A 20,441-nucleotide genomic window follows, 5' to 3' on the forward strand; every position below is an offset into this window, starting at 1 on the left:
GCTGCTGCTGGATCAGGCTGGTTGAACAGCTTTGCCTTTGAGAGCTTCGTAGATTTTGCCACGTACGAATGCATCGAGACCCATTGCGTTGAGCTGAACCGCATAATCTGCAGGCACGTAGAGCAGCTGCATTTCACGCTCCGCCACCAGCTCAGTCAGCGCAGGATGCAGAACGGAACGCATCAGGATGCTGCCGCCGCCGTATACGCAGATGAGATCAATCTCGTTGCGCGCCTTGGCCAATTGACGCTTGACGTTCTGAACGATCTGACGGACTTGGGTTTCCATCGGACGCTTCAGCGTCTTGATGGCACGCGCATGGTACTTGTGCTTTGGATTCTTCAGTACATCACTGAAGAACTGGCGGGGGCTGTCCGGCAGATGGATCAGACGGTTGAACTCATCGAGTGCTTCCTCAATGGCGTAGCCTGCTCCGTGATGTGTGCCGTACACGAACTGGCGCAGGAACTTGTTGCCTTCCGTGATCGGATACTCCGTCGAGCCATCACCGATATCGACATGCAGGATCCGTTTTTCCTTGAAGAAACTGCCGTTGAACTTCTTGTCGATTTTGTATGTCTCTGTGAACTCTTTGAAAATATCGCCTTCGCGCCAGTTGCCTTCCGAATCCTTCTGGAGCGTGAAGATAACAGGCGTTGCTTCCGGTACAACCTTGGTGAACGGGAATACGATTTTTACCGCTACCCGCTGCAGTCCCAAATGCACAGTTACATGATGCGTTCCGGATGTGAAACGCTTCTCGAACTTGGCAGCCGTCTCGTCGGAGTGTTGGGTTACCGGAAGCGCTGTCGCCATATCCACCTCAACGTCGATCTGAGCAGGAATCTTCTTGTCTTGCTCATAGCCCTTCTGTACCGCTGCAGCTGCAATTTGAGCCAGCGTGTTGATGACCGGCAGATCCATATCACTCTTCAAATCAATACCGATTTGCAGGTTGTCCAGCACTTCGCCGCTCTCTAGCGCGAACTTGCCGACATAATACATGCCCGGACGTGCGGATGGTGAATCGATGGTCACCACGAGTTGCTCATGGAGATTTTTGATAAAGCTCTCTGGCGGCTGCTCATCGCTCCAAGGGATCTCGTCCACTGTGCAGTTGACGTTGGGCTGCTGGATCAGCTTGCCGTCGATAATCAGATCATGTTCACTGTTGCCGTTATCATTACCTACATAAAAATGCAGATTCATCTGGTTCTTCCTCCCGATATCCATAGTTATAAAAAATACCTTTGGCAATACTTTGCCATATAAAGTGATGCAGGACAAGCCACTACAGTCCCAAAGCAGATTAATGTTTTCTAACTAATAGTACAACAGTCGACAGGTTCACACAAATCTAAAGTCGAATTGGCACACATCGCGTAGATACGGGACTGGTTTGAGCTGCTGGCGGTTGGAAGAATCCGGGTAGAAGTGCATCCATGCCTCAGGGAAAGCGGAGAAAATGCAAACGAATCTCACCCAAATACCAATATCGTGATCTCCTCGAAGGATCCAGCAAAACGGGGAGGATAAACCGCTGCCTTACTAGAGCGGTCACCCTCCCCTTCACGTCCTCACATGTTAGCCGCCAATTTGTTGTTTGAACTCATCCATCTGTTTTTGCAGTTCAGCCAACACTTTGTCATACCCTGCAGTTTTCAGCTTCTCCCGGAACTCCTCTACCGCTTTCACGGGATCGCCTGCTTTGCCGAAGGCAATAGCCGGACCGAGTTGCCCAGTCACCTGCGTAATCGCAGTCAGCTCGGCATCCACCGGGGTCTTGTCAAATACAAATCGGCCATACGGATACGGTTTTCTAATCTGATCATACTCTTCATACAGTGTGTCAATGCGGTCCCAGGTCGCTTCGCTTGGAATCTCAAACTTATCTACGCGCCCGCCCCAGAAGTCAGAATAGAACTCGTCCTTCGCTTGATTGTAGCCCTCAGGCAGCGCACGCTTGCCGTCTTTAATTGTATACTGCACACCCTCGATCCCATAGTTGATCAGATGGTAGATTTGCTCATCGTTACGAATCAGGTCATAAGCCATCAATGCACGCTCTGGGTTTTTGCTATGCGCTCCGATTGAGGTGCCACCATGCGTTATTGCCAGATCGAGCAAGTTGCCGCTTGTTCGGGAGAATGGGTACATCTGCAGCTCGGAGCCCGGCTGCTCCCGATCCATCGTCACACGAAGTCCGGAGAAGGTTTGTGTATGATGCTGATCCATCCCCGTCAAACCGGCACGCAGCGATACACGGGTATCGTTCTTGTTGTTGAGCACATCCTCGCGCCAGAAGCCGCGATCAGCCCAGTCTTTCATCATCGTCGCGTAGTCAATGAACGTATCTTCAAAGACGGGGCTGACAACCGTAAATTTCTCATCGTAGGATTGGGTCGTAAATACAGGCAGATAACCAGTCGATATCGGTAATTCCAGCTCGTCGGTATACGACTGAACGAAGCCGCCAAATGTACTCACCTGTGAAATGGCATCCCACGGAATTACATCAGGCTTGTTGTCTTTAATATATTGCAGATAGTCACCGATTTGCTCCCAGTCCTTAATCGGCTCGGTGATACCTGCCTCTTGCGCCCAGTCCCCCCGATAGAAGAACCCGTGGTTGACCCACTGCGTGTAATCATTCTCAGGAATCAGAACAATTTGCCCTTTATATTTGCTCTCCTCCCAATGCTCTGCGGAAATAGATTCATACGTCAACGGCGCGTATTTGGGCAGCAAATCGTCCAGCGGTTTGAAGGCCCCGCGCTGAGCGTTGCCCCACGTATCCAGCCACGTCGTAGCAACCGTAATAAGATCGAGCGCCTCACCAGAAGCCAGCAGCAAGTTATACTTGGTTTGCCAGTCGGCCCATTCCACCCACTTCCACTCCAATTCAGCGTTGATCTTCTCTTTCATAATTTTGTTGACTTCGGCCAGCGCATTATCGAAGTGTCCATTGGTTGGCTTATTCCCAAGAATGACATAGTTTATTTTCACAAATTTGGATGTATCAATCCCTTGCTCACCTTCGGTTGTCGTATCGCTTTTGCCACCAGTCGACCCAGTGTTGGTACCAGAGGAATTGCCGCTTCCGCTATTATCGCCTGAGCAGGCCGCGAGCGAGAATGTCATGACGGCAGCTGTCAGCAAGGCCATCGTTTTCTTATACGTAAACATACCACTTCTCCCCTTTGGTTTCATAGAATCGGGCAAAGCCCGTATATGTGGACGGACCTGAGAATGGCCCGCTGCACATCAGCCTTTGACAGCGCCGACCGTAATGCCCCGGATAAAATAGCGCTGGACGAACGGATAGAACAGAATAACGGGGCCAGTAGCGATAACGGCGGTCGCCATCTTCATGGATTCCAGCGGAACATCGCGCAGTTCTACATTGGAAGCCGCGGCGGAGTTGCGAACAAAGTCTGCCGTGGTGACCGTATTGTACAAAAACAGTTGCAGTGGCCGGTAATCCATATCCGCCGACAGAAACAGCATGGAGTGGTACCATTCATTCCAATAGCCCAATGCGATGAACAGGCCGATGGTTGCAAGTGCAGGCGTAGTCATCGGAAGGATCAGCTTGATAAAAATGGTGAAGTCTCCCGCCCCATCAATCTTCGCAGACTCAGTAATAGCATGCGGGATCGAGCGTACGAAGCTCTTCATCATAATGATCAGAAATGGTGTGAGCAGTCCTGGCAGCAACACGGCCAGATAGTTGTTTTGCAGGCTCAGGTAGCGGGTCATGAGCAGATAAAACGGCACTAGCCCACCAGTGAACAAGGTTGTGAAGTAAATGAAGAAGGAAATGCTGTTGCGTAATCCGAAGTCAGGACGCTGAAGCGCATAGCCCGTCATCGCTACGATGAAGAGACCGACGGCCGTTCCAACCACTGTGATGCCCATGGTGACGATATAAGCGCCAAGGATCTGGTCCGGGTTTTCAAACACAATTTTGTACGCGAACGTACTGAATTCACGGGGCCAGATATTGAACCCATACTTCTTGATCATCCCCTCCGCCGTAAATGAGGTGCCGATCACCAACAAGAATGGCAAGAGACAGCTCATGGCAAACATACTGATGAAAACGTAACCGAAAGTCCGGACGATTGTCTCGCTGGCGTCTGCGCGTATCCTTCTGTTAGGCTCTGAATGCTGCACCTGCGCCACCTCCTAGAATAATGAGTTCTCGGGCGAGACTTTGCGTACGAACCAGTTCGCCGTCAAAATAATGATCAGACCGAAGACGGATTGATAGAGGCTGACAGCACTGCCGATCGAGAAGTTGAAATTCGTCATCAAGGCTCGGAACACATACGTTTCAATGATATCCGTCGTCGGATACAGGGCTGTATTATTAGCACCTACAAGGTTGTAGAATAGCCCGAAATTGCCTTTGAGGATGCCACCCAATGAGAACAGCAGCAAGATGATAAATGTCGGCTTCAGCCAAGGCAGTACAATGTAGATGATCCGTTGTATGGCATTGGCACCGTCAATCTCCGACGCTTCCACAATCTCGTTATCCAATCCCATAATTGCAGCAAAATAGATAATCGAGCCATAGCCCGTTGTCTGCCATAGATACGCCAGAACAATGATGAAGGGCCAGATAGAGGCATTGGAGTACGTCTTGATCGGCTCCATCCCGATCATTTGGAGCATTTGATTCAACAATCCATATTCATAGCTCAAAATATTGTAAGCGATAAGTCCGATCAGTACTGCAGAGATGAAGTGAGGTAAAAACATAATGGTCTGACTCACTTTTTTGAACCATTTGCGACGGATTTCATTCAGCAGTACCGCCACCAAAATCTGCAGTACATTGCCTAGCAGGATAAATGCAAGATTGTAGGCCACTGTATTGAACGTCAAGCGCCACAGATCGCCGTTCATCACCAAGAATCTGAAGTTGTCAAAGGCAACAAACGGGCTTCGGAAAATACCGTCTGAGTAGTTAAACTGGATGAAAGCAAGGTAAAGTCCCGGCATCGGCAAGTATGCGAAAACAATGAAAAAGAGAATGGCTGGCAAACACATAAGAATAAGAGTCCGGTTGTTCATCCATCGTCTGATTCTGCCGTTCTCGGTCCGCAACCGCTTGCGAGGAAGCTCCGTTTCAACCTTGACTGCCATATCAAGCCCTCCCTGTGTCGTGATTAGACGTCCTGGAACCGAACGGATACCAGTCGCCCCGGCGCGTCTTTGTCCACTGCCTCGAGCAACAGGGAAAGCTGTCCTGCTGCTTGTGCATTGTACCAAGCGCCCGGAAGATAGAAGGAGACAGGATCCCCGCCACGCATTGTGGGGCCCTTACTTCCTTCGTTCAGCCACAATCGGCCTACGATGCGTCCAGCGAAGAAAGCAGTCAGTTTCAGCGCAGAACCTTCAACCGCCACCCGCCATCCGTGGCCTCGTTGTGACTCGGCGGTTTCGGTAAACAGCCATGCCGCCTGACCCGGGTCCAGGACCAATGGCAATGAGATCGATGAAGCCTGTGGCAAGCATGATGTAGCATGCTGCAGCCATTCTGCTTCTCCTGCTGCGCTAATCGAACAATCCGTAGTCTCAACACCCTCGTACAGAATAACTTGCCCACGTGCAAGTCCTCTTGCCCGCTCCATGGCCACGGTCAGTTCAACCGTCCTGCCGGGTATTAGGAACGCTGTCAGCTCGACATAAGGATCGAATGGACTGATCTCGCCAAGGTCATGACCGTCTATATATAATCGCGCTGACACCTGTAGTTCCGGGAAGTGCAGTGTCCACGAGTTCGCATCACCTGCTGGCGTAAACGTGCGCCGATAGCATTCCAGAGCCGGCTGATCCGGCGAAGTCCAGTCTCCGAACCCTACCAAAGGCCAAGTGTCTGCATTACCAGCATCGAGAGGCACGGTGAGGGATCCACGATAAGGTGATCTATTGAGATGCCAGTTGCCACTAAGTCGATGAACCTCCGAGATCGCAATCATTCCCTGCAGCCCCCTCATCGAATGCAGACCAAGTGCAGGCTGGAGCACATCATCAAAGTTGGAGTGTCCCCAAATTTCCACCCGCGCCTGCAGTTGTCCGATGGTTGCAGGCTCTTGCAGCGGCATATAGGAGCTGGAGCCGCCAGGTATCGATGTGCCTACATACTCACCGTCCGCATAGAGTGATACAACATCGCTGCCCCGCCGAATCAATATCCCCTTAATTGCCCTACTCGGTAGGGAAGAATGGGTTTCGTACCATGCATAACCACGATAGATACCTGCTTTCTCCAGATAATCTGGCTTGGCTTGTCTAATGGGTCCAGCAGCGCCCGGGATTGGCCTTCCTGCTTCAATCGCAGTCATCCTCCATTCGCTGGTTACCGGTACTGAAGAGGGTACAGCATTAGGCGATTGTTCAACTACCAGCTCGTTATTTTTTTCTAAATATGACAAATGAAGCGCTTTATCCAATGAGTGAATTATGAGCTGTAATTGGTTTCCGTCGGCGAACAGAATCCGACAACTTGCTTCAGCTGTCCCCTCCGTCTCAATCACTAGCATCCCATTACGATAGATAACTGCAACCCCTAGACCTTCCCATTGCTTCGGCTGTTCTACCCGCAGCAGCAGCGTCGCCTTCTCCTCGGCATGGAATACCAGGGTTGCTCCGTTGTCCCGTAATGCTGACAGATACAACTCAGCGGCAGCCATCACCAGGATGCCTCGTGCACCGAAGCTGGGTAATGGAACGCCGAGCGGCAAGGCCAGCGATCGCCCGGCCGAGAGATGGTAACTTTCTTCAAACTCGCCCTCTTTGCGCAAGACGAGCCGCTTGGGTCTATCCTCAAGATTGGTTAGGAACAGGAGATAGCCGCCACCCTTCAACCGGAGCAATTGGGGCTGTGCTATGCCCGATATATCCCCTCCCAGCTCCAATCCAGCCTGCGCGAAATCACACACCTGAGCCCTACTAAGCGCTTCACCGTACGTTCGGATTAACCTGCTCAGCAGCCGTCCCTCGTACCCTTCCTTCCGGATCTCGCCCTCAGGTGAAATCATGCCTCCAAAATCATAATCCGACGTCATAAAAGCAAGCGGTTGACCCCAATTGTTCGTTGCGTTGGTGAATCCGAAGTCCGTCCCCGATACTTGCAGGTAGGGTCCCAACAGCTTGGCGCCACAAGCCAGCAGTCGACGCAAGAAATAATGCGAACGATTCGTCTCCGTCACCAGCAGCGGATGGCCGCGTTTCCTGACTATGCCTTCATAATGCAGCACCTTGGCCTCCAACTCTGGCGCGCGGTCGTCGACATACACATTGCAGGCTGGCACAACGCCGGCTGCCCAACCGGTCGCCTCCTCCAGCCCGCCTTGGCCAGCGCAGGCGAATAGGGGTACTGTAATTCCATGTGCAAGAGTCATATCCCGGAGAGCCCCGATGTATCCGGCTGGATCGTAGCAATTGTAGAAGTCCAGTTCATTGTCCAACTGTATGCCAATGATTGAACCGCCCTCACCCTCTTGATAATTACGGAGCAGCGGCATAATACGATCGAACCAGCTCCCCACATAGTTAAGGAACTGCGAATCATTATCCCGTAACCGGATACCATCCTTTACCAATAGATAAGCCGGCAATCCGCCCCCGTCCCATTCCGAGCAAATATAAGGGCCTGGACGAGCGATAACCCAGAGACCCGATTCGGCCGCCGCTGCCAGAAAGGCTGAAACATCGTGTTCACCTTCAAAATACCAGTCTCCTTCGCTCTGCTCGTGATAATTCCATGGAAAGTAGACATCGATGCAGTTGTAGCCCAGCGCTACCAATTGCTGCATGCGCTCTTTCCAGTAGGCACGCGGAATTCGGAAGTAAAATAAGGAAGCACATAATATAAGGTGTGATTGTTGACGGATGTGAACGCCGTCCACTTTGAATTCCACGACTGGCGCTAGCTCCTCTAACTTGCTCATAAAGGTTCCTCCACGCTCCAGAATAGTCAATCAAAATGATTTTCTATAATGTAACCCGTTACATTCAGGGTTCAAAAAAAGCACGCAAATCGAGTAGCGTGCTTATCCGTATTGCTCCTTTATGCCAATAAAAACATGATGCAACGGGTTACATTTAGAAGCCTATGCTTTTTTGTATTCTCATTCTATTCAAATTTGTAAGCGTTGTCAACAACTATATTTAGGGGGGTGGCAGACTCCCGAATTACTAATTCGGGCTTCACTTTGATCGCTTTGGACACTAACTCTCCATTCATCATCCCGCAAATCTGATCCGCAGCAATTCGCCCCACATCATAGCATTTCAGAGACACCGTCGTTAGCTCCGGAATGCTGTTAGCAGCATAGGGAATATCATCGAAGCCAATGAGTGACAGATCCTCCGGTACTCGAATGCCAGCTTTGTGGGCGGCTTTCATGACCCCTACAGCGACCAAATCATTGGCGCAGAATATCGCTGTAGGCAGTTTGGGCAAACTGAGCAGCCGGTTAAAATATCTTTTGCCACTCTCCACAGAAAAGTCTCCATTTAGCATCCATTCCTTGCGTGGTGTTAACCCGTTGTCCCGCATCGCTTCGTTGAAGCCTTGCAGCCGCTCCAGCGTATTGGTCATATGGACATAGCCCCCCACAAAGGCGATCTCACGATGTCCGAGATGAATTAAATATTGCGTTGCTAACTGAGCCCCTTCTCTCTCATCTACGTACACTCTATGCATATCTGTTCCGGGGACCTGTCCATTGACCAGCAACAACGGGACGCGTTTGCTGACATCTATCATTTCCTTCACAAGATCCTCGCTGGGATGAGCCAGATTGATGCGCCCGCCGATCCATATCATGCCGTCCACTCGCTTCTCCATGAGGAGATTCAAGTATTCGGATTCTCGCAGGTACTGATCCTCGTATTCCCCCTCTGTCGAGACCGTATCGCACAAAAAGATGGTATACCCAAGTTGTCGGGCTCTCTGGTCCAGCCCCGCAAGCAGCGTGGGGAAGAATGGATTCGTAATGTCCGGAATAATGACACCTAGCATTCCCGTTTCTTTTTTGTATAGGCTGCGAGCCAGCGCGTTCGGTTGAAACTGGTACTTATCAATTAAGGCTTGCACCCGGTCCTTAGTGGCTTGCCGGACCGGGGCCGTATTATTTAGCACACGAGACACCGTAGCTACAGACACACTTGCTTCCTTGGCTATGTCGTATACAGTAACTCTCTTCATCTCCACTCGCTCCCAGTCTATAAGATACGAGTAGAATAGCAGAGTTTAGCTATTTTATATACGCTTACTTTTCTGAGCAATGATTGCCCAACGTCAAGCGCCTCCGACCCGAGGGCCGAAGGCGTGGCTTGCCTTTGCTGCAAGTGATCTACTTATCGGTTCTCCACCAGTGCTTAGACACGTCAGCCAATTCCTCTGCTCCTACTTGTGTACCCGGAACTGCCCAGCTCACTCCATACTCAGAAAAAAGCTGACCCGCCTGAGCACAAGCCTCCATCGTCGCCTCAATATCGCGAATATAGGTGGCCATGCTCCCGCCTTCAGGAAAGCGGTCGATCGCAGAGTCCGGCACGGTATGCACCGCACCAGAGGATTGGAAGGCACCATTGGTGACCGTCAGATAATGAATGGAACCGTCAATCGAAGCATACAAACGCTGGGACGGGTCATCCATGGCAGCCATCAAATTGCGATACAGCCGACTCATTAATTCATTGGGCTGAAAGTCAGCGCTGTAATCGACTGTCTGTTCCTCGCCGTTTGCTCCCGTCCAATGCAAGATATCATTGTAGTGCCACATAATCGTGCCCTTACTGCCTTCCATTCGGATGTAGGGCTCCGGACGATTGTCACCTGCACACAGCGTCGTATAGAGCAGCATTTCCACGCCGTTAGCCATCCGTGCCCGTAGACACGCCATATCCTCCGACTCGATCGTATGGGCGTGGTAGAGCTCCGCTTGCACCGAGACGGGAACGGCTCCAAGCGCATCCCCGCGTCCCGCAGCCGTCAGCGTATTGTAGAACAAGTGGGAAAATGGATTATGCAACGTTCCGTCGAGCACGTAAGAGCCGCCATGCTTGAGCTTGCCTGCCCAGCCTGTACGTTCATAGTACTGGTCCGTGCGCTTCCACATACCGAGGCCTGTGACCCGCTGCAGCTCTCCAATCTCTCCATTCCGAATGAGCTCCAGCGCCTTGTTGAAGGCCTCGCCAGACGTATTCTGATACTGCACAGCCAACCGCTTGCCGGTCTCCTGGCTCACGGCTGCCATCTCCACGGCGTCCTCCAGCAACACTGCTGCCGGCTTTTCCGTCAGGACGTGCATGCCGCGCCGCATGGCCTCAATGGCCATAGGTTTGTGAAGTGCGATGGGTGTGGCCAACGCGACAAAATCCAGGTCCGGATGGGCATCCAGCATCTCCTGATAATTGGTAAAGTAAGCGGCTCCAAGACCACGCAGGATGTCAACATTGTCCTTGCATGACTCCAGGTTGGGGTCCACACAGGCGACGCATTCCAGCTCTCCCTGCTCGACAAGCTTGCTGATGACACGGACATGGGAGCCTCCGAAGCCGCCCACGCCTGCCAAGGCCATCCGTTTTTTTGCCATTTGCGCGTTCTCCTCCGTCCTCAGTTGAAAAAAGGCAGCTACGGTCACGGATCGATCTTACGATCGCTGTTGTCCCCAGATTTCTTTGATTTTTACCCCTTTAGGGGTGAAATCCGGGGACAAAGGCGAACGCTTCGCTTCTCCAGATTCGATTCCGTGCCTCTCCGGCACTTTTTTCAATATATATTTATATAAAGTCTTAGAATTGGAAAAAGGCCGGGGGATCCCCACGCCCTTTTTCCTGATAAGAATTTCAAAAAAAACGGTCGAGATTGTGCTATTTCCCGGAAGTGGAACCATAGTGCTTATCTATAGTTTACTTCTTCGGATGCACGCCCACTTCCTGCCTTACACATGCTCCAGATAACGCTGTTTCATGAGTTCCATGACATCGTCACCTTGCATATCCCAGATCGCCTGGTTGAAAATCTCGACCTCGATCGGACCGTTGTAACCGGCCTTCTCCACGGCTTCGCGGATTTTGCGCAGCTCGATGACACCGTCGCCCATCATGCCGCGTCCAAGCAGCAGATCCGGCACCGGTACAATCCAGTCGGATACATGATAGCCGAGGATACGCCCCGCCGCCCGTTCGATCTGAGCATACAGATCGGGATCCCACCAGACGTGGAATACGTCGACAACGACACCTACTTGCTCTGGCTTGTATTGCTCCGCAATGGTGTTGGCCTGCGCGAGCGATACGACGACCGAGCGTTCGGCAGCGTACATCGGATGCAGGGGCTCGATGCCCAGCTTGATGCCATGCGATTGGGCGTGCTCGACCAGGTTGGCGATCCCTTCCTCTACATGCTGGCGAGCAGTAGCAAGGTCCTTGTCCGCAGCCGGTCCGCATACGAGCACGAGGGTATCCGTACCGAGCTCCGCCGCTTCTTCGACCGCCCGGAAGTTATCCTCCAGATTGGCTTGGCGCTGCGTAGCGGTATCGCCCGGGAAGTAGCCGCCGCGGCACAGGCTCGATACCTTCAGCCCGGACTCGCGGATGATCCGCTTGCTCTCGGCCAGGCCCAGCTCTGCCACTTTGTTGCGCCATGGCGCAATCCACGGCACGCCTGCACGCAGGCTGCCTTCGACCGCTTCCTTGAGCGTCCATTGGTTCGTTGTAATCTGATTCAGACTGAGCCGGTCAAATGATTGTAATGGTTGCATGGTCATCCCCCTTACTCCACGCCTGAGACGGCGAGTACTTTCTTCATCCGCTCTACCGCAAGCTCCGGTTGGCTGAGCAAGCCTGCCTGATCAGCCAGCACGAACAGCTCGGACAGATGCGTAATCGAGCGCATGCCCTCGGCACCGCCGATCATCCGGAAATGCGACTGGTGACCATTCAGGTATGCCATGAACACGATACCGGTTTTGTACGCGTACGTCGGCTTTTGGAAAATATGGCGCGACAGCGGAACCGTCGGCTCCAGAATAGCGTGGAACTTCTCGACATTGCCGGCGTCCAGCGCATGCAGCGCAGCGGCAGCAGCCGGTGAAATGGCGTCGAAGATTCCCAGCAGCGCATGGCTGTAGCCCTGCTCGTCCCCGTGAATCAGCTCGGCGTAATTGAAGTCATCACCGGTGTACATTTTCACGCCAGCCGGCAGACGGCGGCGCATGTTGATTTCTTTGTCTGCATCCAGCAGAGAAATCTTGATGCCGTCGACCTTGTCCGCATTCGCCTCAATGACGCGCAGGCAGACGTCCATAGCCTGGTCCAGATCTTGATGTCCCCAGTAGCCTGACAATGCCGGATCGAACATGTCGCCCAGCCAGTGCAGAACAACTGGCTCTTTGACCTGACTCAGGATTTTGCCGTATACATATTCGTAGTCTTCCGGCCCTTTGGCACAGGCAGCAAGCGCCCGACTGGCCATGAGGATGATCCGTCCGCCTACGCCCTCGACGAAGCTGCATTGCTCTTCGTAGGCACGCAGCACGTCATCGATGGTGTTGCCCGGCTTCGGTAGCAGATGATCTGTCCCTGCGCCGCTGGCGACGCGTCCACCTACGGATTTGGCTTCCTGTACCGAGCGACTGATCAGCTCTTGTGACCGCTCCCAGTTCAGGCCCATGCCCCGCTGTGCGGTATCCATCGCCTCGGCGACGGCCAGGCCCAGCGACCAGAGGTGACGCCGGTACGCCAGCGTTCCCTCCCAGTCGATTTGTCCATTGCTGCCCGGGTCTGTCCCTGCAAAAGGATCACAGACGACGTGAGCGGCGGAATAGGCGATCCTGCTCTCAAACGGCTTGCCCTGCGGCACCTCGAAGGCGCCAGGCCCACGAAGCGTGTAATCCTGCAGCGCTCCGCCGACCTGTGGCAATCTAATAATGCTGCTCATACGATCGATCCCCTCCTAAAAGTTTTCCGAAGGAAAACTCACTTCGGAAGCATGTGCTTAAAGTTTCAGTTCTGGTACGTCGATCCAGCGGCGCTCTTTCCAGGATTGCATACCCAGATCGGAGAGCTGCGTGCCTTTTGCGCCTTCGAGGAGGTCCCAAGGGAATGGGCTGTCGGTGACGATATGCTTCAGGAACAGTTCCCATTGGACTTTGAAGCCATTGTCGAACAATTGGTTGTCCGGCACCTCTTCCCACTGCTCGCGGAAGTTGAACGGATTCTCGATATCCGGGTTCCAGACTGGCTTGCAGGTATTAACGCGATGTTGCGTTTTGCAGTCACGCAGACCGGCAACTGCACTGCCCTCTGTGCCGTCGACCTGGATCGTCAGCAGATCCTCGCGGTTCACGCGGACAGCCCAAGAGGAGTTCGCCTGAACCACAATGCCGCCTTCCAGCTCAAAGGTTGCATAAGCCGCATCGTCAGCCGTACACTTGTAGGCTTCACCATTCTCGTCAATACGCTCCGGAATGTGCGTCACGCCAAGGCAAGAAACCGAACGGACTTCACCGAACAGATTGTCCAGCACATAACGCCAGTGAGCGAACATATCGACGATGATGCCGCCGCCGTCCTCCGCGCGGTAGTTCCAAGAAGGACGCTGTCCCGGCTGCCAGTCGCCTTCGAATACCCAGTAGCCGAACTCCATGCGGACCGAGAGGATTTTGCCGAAGAAGCCAGAGTCCACCAGACGCTTCATCTTGATCAGACCTGGCAGGAACAATTTATCCTGAACGACGCCATTTTTGACACCTGCTGCCTTAGCGATTTTAGCGAGCTCCAGTGACTCTTCCAGTCCAGCTGCAGTTGGCTTCTCGCAATAGATGTGCTTGCCTGCTTTAATGGCTTTGCGAATGCTCTCGGCGCGGAAGTTCGTCATCTGTGAGTCAAAATAGATCACGTTGTGATCATCAGCCAGCGTAGCATCCAGATCTGTGCTCCAGCGCTCCAGGCCAAACCGCTCGGCCAACGCTTTTACTTTATGCTCCTGACGTCCAACCAGAATCGGATCCGGCATGATGATGTCGCCGTTTGGCATCTTGACGCCACCCTCTTCTCGAATGGCAATAATGGAACGGATCAAATGCTGATTGGTACCCATTCTTCCGGTAACCCCGTTCATGATAATCCCAACTTGATGCGTAGTCATAGGACAATCTCCTCTCATCTTCCTGTAGTGGATTGCTCCTCTTCGGAGCGGTTGCCCTTATCATAACGCTGCCGCCAAGCTCCTGTCTTACGAGTTTAGGAAGCGTATTCTTAATTTCGGAAACGATTGCAGCAATTTCCGACATTGCCCGAGCTGCGCAAAAAAACCGTCCGGAGCGAAACTCCGAACGGCGGTTCATACAGTCTTCACTTAATCATCGTTTCACTTCCGATTCGTCAGGCAACTTCACAACCATCCGTTCTCCCGGGCCTTATCCGTTGCCTGCTGGCGTGTCTGCACGCCCAGCTTCTGAATTCCCAACGACAGATAATTACGTACCGTACCTACAGTCAAATGAAGCTGCCCGGCGATTTCATCGGTCGTGAACCCGCGATGAGACAGCCGCAGCACGTCCAGTTCACGCTCGGTCAGCGGCGCTGCCTCCCTGGCGAACAAAGCCGCAGCCAGCTCTTTACTCACCACCCGCTCCCCTGTCTTCGCGACCTTACGAATCGCCTCAAGCACATCGTCGATCGGTTCATCCTTCAAGAGATACCCTTCAACCTTCAATTCGGTTGCCTGCTGCAAATAACCGGCCCGCGCAAAGGTTGTCACCATAATCAGCCGCGCCGGATGCCCCTCACTACGCAACAGCCTGGCAATCTCCAGACCGGACAACAACGGCAGTTCGATATCAAGCAGGCACACATCCGGGTTCAGCCGGCGGATCGCATCCAGTGCCTCCTGACCGTCCCCGCTCTGGCAGACTACCTCTATGTCATCCTCCATTTTCAGCAGCTTCACCAGTGTATCCCGCAACAACTTCTGGTCTTCGGCGATTGCAATCCGAATCATGCCCCTACTCCTTTACTCTTCTCTCCGTGCAACGGGAAGCGCAGCATCAATGTTGAACCCTGGCCAGGCTTCAAGGACCATATCATCTCACCCTGGATCAGCGCCATGCGCTCGTTGATGGAACGCAATCCATTCCCTGCACTGTTGCCCCATGCACCCGAGCCGTTGTCCCTGATGCTCAACTCGACCTCACTTCCCTGCTGCTGCCAGTCAATGTGACACTGGCTTGCACCACTATGACGGATAACATTGGTAATGGCCTCCCGCAGCGACAGGGCCACGAAGGACTCTACGGTCGGTGAGGCGAACCGAAGCCCTGGATCTGCTTCAAATGGTGACCCTGGTACAACCGCGTCCCCGCCTCCCGGCAGGGTCATCAGCCCTGGCTTGATGTCCAAGGCGATTCCTGCCCTGCTCAGCGCTTCTTGTGCTGAACCCAGTTCCACCTGCAGGGTAACCCGCGTCATGCCACTCACCAGTTCTCGCACCTGTCCGAGCGCCTCACGCGAGGTTTCCACAATTTCATCCAGCTCGCCCTTGGCCTGCGTCGTGTCTTTGTCCACAAGGCGCTTCGCCAATTCACCCTTCAGCTTGATCATTGTCAGGGTTTGTCCGATCGTATCATGCAGATCGCGGGCGATCCGGTGGCGTTCATCTTCCTGGGCGAGCCGGATGCGGGCCTCATCAAGCTCCAGCGTGAGCCGGGCAGCCTGGTGTCTCGCATACGCGAACAGCGGCATCCCAAGTTGCGCCAGCAGTACGACCACCAGTGACCAATCCCGTTCTCCCGATTGCAGGATGTAGAATAAGAACATCGCTACAATGCCCGTCATACCTACAGCAATATAGCCTTTCCTGCTGGTCCGACCCAATAGATTGGCAAAAATGAAACCATAGTACAAGAACCATTCCGACCCATAAATGGCTGCTACGGGCAGTAGGACGCAACTGAACAGGAAGGCCCCAAGCAAACGCCAATTGTTGTGTCTCCTCATGATAAAATAACACGAGAATACCAGCCCGACAATCAACAACCGCAGCAAGATCGGAAAGCCATCACTGTTAATCAGCGACTCATAAAAAAAGTAGGAGAAAAAAACAAGGATATCAAAAAAAATAGATTGTCCCGTATCTCTTCCGTTAACTAAACGTTTCATGTTTGAACCGGCCCCTGTATCCATCGTTATCTGTTCCCTTGTATCCTCCTCAGCAACGCCACCCGCGTGGATTCCAGCGGTCCCAGACGGAAATAACGCAGCCACAACGCTGCAAATCCCAATTGCAACAGGCAGATGACAAAAAAGATGAACGTAATCGTCAGATGATCCACGCGTCCGCCAAGTCCCAAACCCCAACCGTAGAAAATCAGACTGGCCACTATGTTTTGGGCTACATAACTGCTCAATGACATCTTGCCTACTTGCTCAAGCCTGTTCCAGAGCGGCGACTTGCCTCGCCTGTCAAACACCCATCCGATCACACCGATGTAACCCAGCGCCAAGATTGGAGCAAATACATAACGCGCAGTCAATAAAAAGACGCCATTCGGCAATAGGATTAACGCATTAAGCGGCACGCCGATCCACAGGCCGTAGCGCATAAGTTTTTTTCGTTTATGCCGCCCCTCCTCGTCCATGGCGAAGAGACCGGCTCGATACAGGCGCACGCCCAAAAGAAACAAAAACATATTCATCGGCAGAATGAGAATGGCCTCTCCCCGCAGGGCAAGGAAATTGTCCATTCTGTACTGCACCTGCTCCAGCCAGCTGCCTTGCTGATACAATAAGGCCGTATCCTGGAGGTTCAAATCCAGGTCAGCTGTTACACCCATGAACAGCACCCCAAGGACGATCGACAGGGCGAGAATGGCGACCACATGGAGGCCGCCCATCCAAGCCATCGTTCGCTTGATTGCCCGATCTCCCCGTTTGAGGATCAATGCCGTTAGCAGAGCAGTCAATCCATAACTCATGAGAATATCATACTCCATCACCAGCGCGAAGTGAATGAAGCCTTCCCCAATCAAGAATAAGGCGGTCCAAATATACATACCCGGCCAGGCTTTGCCGCGCCGCATGGCTTGCTGGTACTTCATCTCCATGCCGATGCCAAACATGATCGTCAGCATCCCCAGCATTTTACCATTCACGAGAATTCCGAACAGCATGCCGATGGTGCCTTCCAGAGAGTTCCACCATGGCACACTGTCTGAAGTCAAAAAACTGTTGATCCCTTCATGGTTGGCAAAAATCCAAATGTTCGTACCCAAGGTGCCCAGCACCGCAAAACCGCGCAAAATATCCAGCAGACGGATGCGTCCGGCGGCTTGCGACACGCTTTGATTGGGTTCGATTTGCAACGCATCCCCACTCGTTTTCATGTCTTTCCTCCTATGAATAAACCTGAGCAGCCCAGCTACAGCAAGCTGTCCTGTATGTATTGTATAGCTGCATCGTACGCGCAACTATTCATACCTGTCAGAACATTCATATGACAGTATCATATCTGCCGGAGTATGCGACGACATATAGAAAAGCCCTTCCCGTCGCTGTACGGAAAGAGCTTGTGGAATGGCTTACCCACAACAAATTACTCAGTTGGCGCCATATGCTGTTCGGCATGGAATTGTTCGTTATACGTCTGCCTGTACTTATTGGGCGAGAGTCCGGTCGCATTCTTGAAGGTCCGGTAGAACGTCGACAGATTCTCGTAGCCTGCCTCAAAACAGATCGTGACAATATCCTTGTCGGTCTCCGCCAGCTGCTTCCTGGAGTGCTCGATGCGCACCTCCGTCAGATACTTGCGCGGCGTGACATGATAGTATTCCTTGAAGATGTTATCTGCATGGCGCGAGCTGATGTTCAGCTTGTTGGCAATGTCACTGGTGAGATTGCTGATATCATAAAAATACATATCGATATAGTCACGGATGCTCTCGGCCCGCACATAGTTGAGATCGACACCCTGGTCCTCGGTCTGCAGCGTCCGGTGGAAGATCAAGCAGATCTCCGTCAAATGGCAGCTCAGAGCAATCGTGTAAAATTCCGAGCGTCGCGCCTGTTCGAACAGCATCGTCCGCAGCAGCCGGCGAATTTCGTTGTCGAGATGAGCAGACAGCGAGATCACCCGGGAACGCTGAAGCACACGGCTTGCCAGTTCCCCTTGCAAAAAGATCTGATCGGACAGCGCCACGACGAGTAGGGTCAGGCGTGAATCGGAGCGAATCGAATGAACGGTGCCTGGCGTGATAACCGCCGCCTTGCCCGGGCTAATCGTATGCTGACGTCCATCGAAGGCGACCGCACCCGTCCCCTCCAGCGCGTAGACGATCTGGTGAATATTATGATAATGATCCGCAAACTCATACTTCTGCGAATGCTTCTTCTCGTACAGATAAATCTCATGGCCTTCCGTATCGATCTCCAACAGCATGGCCGTCCACCCCGCTTCGTTCTCTGGATGAGGATCGGCAGCTTGCAGCCGGATTCCTTGCTTCCATCGTACACTATTCAAGGCGTGCTGAACATGCCTGCGGGGTATAGACAATCCACAACTCGACGAGTATGGACTTAGCTCTACTGATACACCGATGATCTGTTGGGCTGTACCAGCTAACATGAGACACTGAGCAGCAAAAAAGAGAGGCTCCAGGCCTCCCTCTACCGCTAAATGCGCATCGTATCCTCGCGCCAGTTACTAATCTGCTCACGTATCGCCGAAGGCTCCAGGCGCTCTGTCACTGCTCGCTGACATAGAGACGGGAACTCATCATCTCCAGCGTTACGCAAAGCGATAATCTGCTGGATCGTCAATCGTTCATGGAGAGGCTTGCCGGTCAGCCGGTAATGGCGGAACTGCTCTTCGATCCGCACGATCCGGTCCTGGGTTTTGGTAGCATAGCGGCGCATTCGCATCAGGGCGAACACCAACGCTAACGCAAAACCAGTAACCAGGAGAGCAAGTCCGTTATCTCCGTCCACCCGGGCAGTTCGGATAAGCAGCAGGATGGAGCAGACCAGCAGGACAAGTGCAAGCGGCAGCGTAACGAAATGATACGGCCAGTCAAAACGGAGAAAAGAAGACGTTTTCGGTTGCTTCATACTCATGAGACGACCCCCTTGTCAGTGAGTGATTGCGTCCGCTCCGGTCGGGCGGAGGCAGGATGCCTCTGATTACCCGGAACACGAAGGCTTGCATCACTAATTAAGAGCTCGCTGTCTCACGAAGATAAAAGCAGGATGCACCCCCCGCCCTCGTTTGCGCTCATTGACTTTCTACTAGACTTGATGCTCCTTGCGATATTGCCCGGGCGTCATGCCGGTCTTGCGCTTGAACAGCGCGTGGAAATGCTTTAGATCCTGAAATCCGGCCCAGCGGGCGATCTCAGGAATTGTGCTGTCTGTCTCCCGCAGCCGCTCACAGCAGGCCTGGATTTTACTATTGTGTACATAGGTTTTAAAAGGAACCCCCGTATGTGCCTTCACCTGCCGCTGTGTGTGCCGAACACTCCAACCGAGCAGGTCCGCCGCCCAAGCCAGCGTGTAGCTCCGCTCCGGGTAGAGGGCAATCTGGTCCAGCAGCTCTGCCAGCGCACGCGCGGGACGCACTGCGGAGCCCTCGTCAACCAGACGACGATGCAGCAGAATCATCAGCCGGCTCCAGTCACTCTGCACCCACAATCGGTAACCCGGCTTGCGTCCCAGAAACTCACGCAGCATCGGTTCGAGCAGCTGAGCAAACTCCGCCCCTTGCTCGCGCACATGACGCCACTCCGTCACCTGCTGCAGTCCCTGCACCTGCCCGTCCTCGTCCATAACCCGCCCGAACGCTTCCTCTGTGAAGATACAATTGTAGACGATCAACGGCTCCCGCCCCCGAGCATCCGAAGGACGGAATACATGCGAGGTGCCCAGCGGAATCCAGAACAAATCCCCCCGCCGCACCGCAATCGTCTCTTCGCCGATGTGATGGTAGCCACGCCCCTCTGCCACGTAGCTGATTTCATAGAAATCATGAGAATGCTCCATTAGCTCGAACGATTCCTCAATTCGATTTACATAGAACGGAAAGCCCGGCTGAAAAAACAACGTCCCGGGCGTCTTCTCAATTCTGCGGTTGGCCTTCATTGGCGCGTGCCTCCTTTGCGGCGAAGTATGTCTGAGGGTCAATTAGACGGGTGGGCGGCCCCTTGCGAAATATGCGGAATATCCCGACTCTGCCCCCGATATCCGCGAGGCCCCCGATGCGTCTGATGCCGTCTTTTTGCTCTAACGGCCATATATGCAGCTATTCCCCGGAATAATGATGAGTTTTGCGGCTAACGGCCACAGGCGCAGTTATTTGCTCCAAAAGTGAGTGGAATTGGCTAAACCCGTCCAAATAAGAGCACCCATGGCCGTTAGAATGTTAA

General features: G+C 53.1%; 16 protein-coding genes. All 16 read right to left on the reverse strand.

Annotated features, from left to right (window positions below; genetic code table 11):
- Positions 1 to 12: 12 nt before the first annotated feature.
- Positions 13 to 1,209 (reverse strand): ParM/StbA family protein, encoded by a 1,197-nt coding sequence (locus F556_RS0111680; RefSeq protein ID WP_020617139.1) that lies wholly within the window; start codon positions 1,207 to 1,209, stop codon positions 13 to 15.
- 375 nt (positions 1,210 to 1,584) lie between these two features.
- Complete coding sequence (locus F556_RS0111685; RefSeq protein WP_020617140.1) at positions 1,585 to 3,186, reverse strand: ABC transporter substrate-binding protein; 1,602 nt, start codon at positions 3,184 to 3,186, stop codon at positions 1,585 to 1,587.
- 78 nt (positions 3,187 to 3,264) lie between these two features.
- A complete protein-coding gene (locus tag F556_RS0111690) occupies positions 3,265 to 4,176 on the reverse strand; it encodes a carbohydrate ABC transporter permease (protein ID WP_020617141.1) in 912 nt (303 codons plus the stop codon).
- Positions 4,177 to 4,188: 12 nt separating this feature from the next.
- Positions 4,189 to 5,154, reverse strand: coding sequence for an ABC transporter permease (locus F556_RS0111695; RefSeq protein WP_020617142.1), 966 nt, complete (start codon positions 5,152 to 5,154; stop codon positions 4,189 to 4,191).
- A gap of 23 nt (positions 5,155 to 5,177) precedes the next feature.
- Entirely contained in the window at positions 5,178 to 7,964 is a 2,787-nt protein-coding gene (locus F556_RS33765) for a beta-galactosidase (protein WP_020617143.1), read from the reverse strand.
- A gap of 185 nt (positions 7,965 to 8,149) precedes the next feature.
- A complete protein-coding gene (locus tag F556_RS0111705; RefSeq protein WP_020617144.1) occupies positions 8,150 to 9,226 on the reverse strand; it encodes a LacI family DNA-binding transcriptional regulator in 1,077 nt (358 codons plus the stop codon).
- A 148-nt stretch (positions 9,227 to 9,374) separates the two neighbouring features.
- Positions 9,375 to 10,619 (reverse strand): Gfo/Idh/MocA family protein, encoded by a 1,245-nt coding sequence (locus F556_RS33770; protein ID WP_020617145.1) that lies wholly within the window; start codon positions 10,617 to 10,619, stop codon positions 9,375 to 9,377.
- Between the two features lie 348 nt (positions 10,620 to 10,967).
- Positions 10,968 to 11,789: a sugar phosphate isomerase/epimerase family protein gene (locus F556_RS0111715; protein ID WP_020617146.1), complete on the reverse strand. Its 822-nt coding sequence runs from the start codon at positions 11,787 to 11,789 to the stop codon at positions 10,968 to 10,970.
- Between the two features lie 11 nt (positions 11,790 to 11,800).
- Positions 11,801 to 12,967, reverse strand: a complete 1,167-nt coding sequence (locus F556_RS0111720; RefSeq protein ID WP_020617147.1) for a dihydrodipicolinate synthase family protein — start codon at positions 12,965 to 12,967, stop codon at positions 11,801 to 11,803.
- A 57-nt stretch (positions 12,968 to 13,024) separates the two neighbouring features.
- Positions 13,025 to 14,176 (reverse strand): Gfo/Idh/MocA family protein, encoded by a 1,152-nt coding sequence (locus F556_RS0111725; RefSeq protein WP_020617148.1) that lies wholly within the window; start codon positions 14,174 to 14,176, stop codon positions 13,025 to 13,027.
- A gap of 246 nt (positions 14,177 to 14,422) precedes the next feature.
- Positions 14,423 to 15,031 carry a response regulator transcription factor gene (locus tag F556_RS0111730; RefSeq protein ID WP_020617149.1) on the reverse strand — a complete coding sequence of 203 codons (609 nt, stop codon included), beginning with the start codon at positions 15,029 to 15,031 and terminating at the stop codon, positions 14,423 to 14,425.
- Positions 15,028 to 16,188 (reverse strand): sensor histidine kinase, encoded by a 1,161-nt coding sequence (locus tag F556_RS33775; RefSeq protein WP_169447570.1) that lies wholly within the window; start codon positions 16,186 to 16,188, stop codon positions 15,028 to 15,030. Before F556_RS33775 ends, F556_RS0111730 begins: the two co-directional genes overlap by 4 nt.
- Positions 16,189 to 16,214: 26 nt before the next feature.
- Entirely contained in the window at positions 16,215 to 17,411 is a 1,197-nt protein-coding gene (locus tag F556_RS0111740) for a DUF418 domain-containing protein (protein ID WP_020617151.1), read from the reverse strand.
- Between the two features lie 209 nt (positions 17,412 to 17,620).
- Positions 17,621 to 18,544 carry an AraC family transcriptional regulator gene (locus F556_RS0111745; RefSeq protein ID WP_169447571.1) on the reverse strand — a complete coding sequence of 308 codons (924 nt, stop codon included), beginning with the start codon at positions 18,542 to 18,544 and terminating at the stop codon, positions 17,621 to 17,623.
- A 152-nt stretch (positions 18,545 to 18,696) separates the two neighbouring features.
- Positions 18,697 to 19,137 carry a DUF6526 family protein gene (locus F556_RS0111750; protein ID WP_020617153.1) on the reverse strand — a complete coding sequence of 147 codons (441 nt, stop codon included), beginning with the start codon at positions 19,135 to 19,137 and terminating at the stop codon, positions 18,697 to 18,699.
- Between the two features lie 171 nt (positions 19,138 to 19,308).
- Positions 19,309 to 20,157 carry a helix-turn-helix domain-containing protein gene (locus F556_RS0111755; protein WP_020617154.1) on the reverse strand — a complete coding sequence of 283 codons (849 nt, stop codon included), beginning with the start codon at positions 20,155 to 20,157 and terminating at the stop codon, positions 19,309 to 19,311.
- Positions 20,158 to 20,441 lie beyond the last annotated feature (284 nt).

The sequence above is a fragment of the Paenibacillus daejeonensis DSM 15491 genome, assembly GCF_000378385.1.
Taxonomy (GTDB): Bacteria; Bacillota; Bacilli; order Paenibacillales; family Paenibacillaceae; genus Paenibacillus_D; species Paenibacillus_D daejeonensis.